Here is a 3,360-nt window from a genome sequence, read left to right as displayed (position 1 = left end):
AATGAACTCTCAGCAAGCGAATTTTGAAACTGGCGGGCACAAAGGATAATCCCTGAGATCCCACCCATCCCATATTCATAGCCCTTTAAAGCTGCCATTAAGGCAAAAGACCTCGTCTTTCCTGATCCACGTCCTCCCCACGCAGCACGCACATCTGCAAAACCTTGAAACAAGGGAATTAATTTCTCGATGATCACAACTTGAGCTGTCGCCATCTCAATCACCCTGAAACAGCATCATTGTCCTTGATAACAGGCGCTACAATCTCAACACGGGTAATCATTTTGATGGCTTCATTATTTTCACCGGTAACCTGCAAAGGTAAGATCTTGCCCAACAAGGCTAAATAAGCAGCTGGGCACTTTAAAGCCTGGCGTTCAAGATAAGAGATCAATCCTTCAGTGCCATATTTGCTACCAGCCTGTTCTGCTGCTTTAATCACTGCCTCTTTAAGAATGCGCGTTGTCTTATTGGGAACACCTTTCACTCGCCCTGCTCCTGCATTGGGCGGTCTCACCTTCACACAATTATCTGAGCCAGTATCTGAGCCAGATGCCATCGCAGTTTCCTTCTCAAGGATCTAAACAAAAAAAGACCTCACTCTCGAGGACAAAGAGGAGGTCAATTAATGTCAATAAATAAAAATGAATAAACTGGATTATCCTAACAAAAAACCCCGCATTCGCAGGGCTTTCCGTAGCATAGAAAGAAATAAAAACTGTATTATAAACTAATTTTAGGCACAGTACGACTAGTACCGCAGTGTCATTTAATACAATTCATACCACTATGTCAACTAAAAAATCACGATCTAGTATTTTTTTATCTCAATCAAACTAAATTTGGTATTGGTTAAGCGTAAAAATGTAAGCTATTTCTTGACAGAACTACCTTTTTATACTATAAATATAGCATGATTAAGACGTTCAAAAGTAAGACATTGGCTGAATTATTTGAAACGGGAAGTTCATCCAAAATTGACAAGAGACTTTTTAAACGGATCATTGTTCGTCTTGACCGTTTAGATGTTGCTGAAAAACCCGAAGACATGAATCTTCCAGGATTTAATTTTCATGCTTTAATTGGATTTCACCCCACTCGTTACACTGTACATATAAATGGACCATGGTGCATCACATTTGAATTTGACTCATGCAATGCTTATCATGTTAATCTTGAACAATATCACTAGGAGTAAAATTATGAATGATATTCCTGTACAATGCAAAAGAAACCGTTGTCCTTCTCATCCAGGTGATTTACTGGCAGAAATTATTCCAGCAACTGGCAAAACAAAATTAGAAATTGCACAAATGCTTGGGATATCACGTCAGCATCTTTATGATATTTTGAAAACAAAAAAACCAGTTTCTCCTTCTGTTTCAGCTCGTCTAGGTAAATTATTTGGGGATGGTGCTGCTGTCTGGTTGCGTATGCAAGCAGCTTATGATGCTTGGCACGCTGAGCATGAAACAGATGTTAGTAAAATTCCAACTCTCCATATTATTTGAAAACCACATTGAAACTAAAACTTACAAAGTTTCTCTCTTTTGCGAGAAAAACTTACAAAGAGCATTAAGAGCGATGCGTAGAGAACTGACAAGGTGTGGCAGTTGTTGGTCTTCTATAACGATGTACTGCAAAGCAGCATGAAGATTATACTGACGATATACCCCTTGTGTTTCTCTAATAACATCTCGCGCAGCTTCATAGCGATGCGTTGCTATCTCAATCCACCTCTCAAGACTTTCTTGATCGTGATTGTCATTTGCACCATCATAATAAGCCCCCGGCAATCCTTTTGCACACGAATAATCGTTTCGTACCTGAATATATTGCTGTGATGCCTCGTATTGATCTTGATTAATCTTTTTTTCTAATAAATATAACCGCCCTACATAAGTGCCCATAATCGGGTTTTTCGCATCTTGAATATTCACCCCATAATGCTTGGCACGCATTTCAAGTGTCTGTTGATCAACAGGCTCACGAGGCATTTTTGCACGCGAAATACGTCCATTAGGTTCTCTTCTTTGACCGACTATCCTAGGTCTTCCCCGTTTCTTTCGTTTTTTCATAAGAAAACCTCCTAATTAAAACGGGATATCATCATTTAAAGTCGTCTCTAAATACTGCTTATCCTCTTGCTCCATTGCTTCCAAAGCCATATCAACACCATCTTTTTGATCCTTTTGAACACTATTAAGGATCTTTAATTCACCTCTATATTGGGATAAGATAATTTCTGTTGTGTAGTGTGTTTGTCCGCTTTTATCTTGCCATTTACGCGTCTGTAATTGACCTTCAACATAAACCTTAGAACCTTTACTCAGATACTGAAGTGCAACCTTTGCAAAATGGGGATTAAAAACCACGACAGAATGCCATTCTGTTTTATCTACCTTTTCACCTGTTGTCTTATCCGTATAGCTTTGTGAGGTAGCTATACGAAAGTTCACCACCTCTGTACCAGATGGCATTATTCTACTTTCGGGATCGGCACCAAGATTACCGACTAAAATTACTTTATTGATCATGTTGGATATCTTTTCTAAGAAAAATTATGTGTGTGTTTTAATGAAACAAAATACGGATATGAAAAACTATTTTTACTATATTTTACAATATTATAGCACAATATACTACACTAATTAATACAGATAAATAAAATAAATAACTGAAAAAAATAATTTATATGCTTTTATCAGTGCATAAATGCTGTTCTCAACATATTTATATAACTAACTGATAATACTTAAAAATTGCTTCTAAAAATAAGAAAATTTGTCTGTTGTTGAAATAAAAGATTGTGTTTGACATTGTAATAACTGTATCCTACATGTTACACATGTTTGCAGTGTATCAAGACAAAATATTTCATACAGTGGCTAGATTCTTTAAAAGATGAGATTGCACAAGCGCATATTGTAACACGGATAGCAAGGATAGAAACGGGGCTTTTGGGCAATGTAAAATTCTTTCATGGCATTGGAGAATTAAAAATAAATCATGGCCCTGGCTATCGGGTTTATTTTATAAAACAAGGGAAAGAAATTATTCTACTCCTTAATGGCGGTGATAAATCTACCCAACAAAAGGATATCGAAAAAGTCACCGCACTTAATTAAGTTCCTCAAAGCATTTACTCTACAGAAAGTGGACAGCATTTAATCTAAGCATTTTTATAAAATTGTTTACGAAACCGTACATTTGAAAGATAATAGTGCCTACAAAAAGTAAAAATAGATGCCAAAAAATGAATTCCACTTCTCTGTTAATGTTTTGAAAAAGTAGTAAAAGAAACGCCATCACAGCCATATGCAAAAACCTATGCAGATATCTTTGTAAATAATCTGTTGC

Annotated in this window: 6 protein-coding genes and 1 pseudogene; 3 read left to right on the top strand and 4 right to left on the bottom strand. The window is 36.6% G+C overall.

The window, feature by feature from the left end:
• Positions 1-215, bottom strand: a pseudogene (locus ME3_RS02845) (PBSX family phage terminase large subunit); the annotation flags it as partial.
• 5 nt (positions 216-220) lie between these two features.
• The gene (locus ME3_RS02840; RefSeq protein WP_007476951.1) at positions 221-559 is read right to left on the bottom strand and encodes a hypothetical protein; all 339 of its coding nucleotides are present in this window, start codon (positions 557-559) and stop codon (positions 221-223) included.
• 354 nt (positions 560-913) lie between these two features.
• On the opposite strand from ME3_RS02840, the gene ME3_RS02835 reads away from it, so the two are divergent.
• Entirely contained in the window at positions 914-1,192 is a 279-nt protein-coding gene (locus ME3_RS02835) for a type II toxin-antitoxin system RelE/ParE family toxin (protein WP_007476949.1), read from the top strand.
• 10 nt (positions 1,193-1,202) lie between these two features.
• Positions 1,203-1,511, top strand: a complete 309-nt coding sequence (locus ME3_RS02830) for a HigA family addiction module antitoxin (protein ID WP_007476946.1) — start codon at positions 1,203-1,205, stop codon at positions 1,509-1,511.
• Between the two features lie 21 nt (positions 1,512-1,532).
• On the opposite strand, the gene ME3_RS02825 is transcribed toward ME3_RS02830, so the two are convergent.
• Positions 1,533-2,078, bottom strand: coding sequence for a hypothetical protein (locus ME3_RS02825; protein WP_007476944.1), 546 nt, complete (start codon positions 2,076-2,078; stop codon positions 1,533-1,535).
• Between the two features lie 15 nt (positions 2,079-2,093).
• Positions 2,094-2,537: a single-stranded DNA-binding protein gene (gene ssb / locus ME3_RS02820; RefSeq protein ID WP_007476942.1), complete on the bottom strand. Its 444-nt coding sequence runs from the start codon at positions 2,535-2,537 to the stop codon at positions 2,094-2,096.
• A gap of 315 nt (positions 2,538-2,852) precedes the next feature.
• On the opposite strand from ssb, the gene ME3_RS02815 reads away from it, so the two are divergent.
• Positions 2,853-3,128 carry a type II toxin-antitoxin system RelE/ParE family toxin gene (locus ME3_RS02815; protein WP_007476940.1) on the top strand — a complete coding sequence of 92 codons (276 nt, stop codon included), beginning with the start codon at positions 2,853-2,855 and terminating at the stop codon, positions 3,126-3,128.
• Positions 3,129-3,360: the final 232 nt, after the last annotated feature.

Source organism: Bartonella melophagi K-2C (genome assembly GCF_000278255.1).
Lineage (GTDB): Bacteria > Pseudomonadota > Alphaproteobacteria > Rhizobiales > Rhizobiaceae > Bartonella > Bartonella melophagi.
Note: the sequence above shows the minus strand (reverse complement) of the source record. Positions and strands in the feature narration are given on the sequence as shown.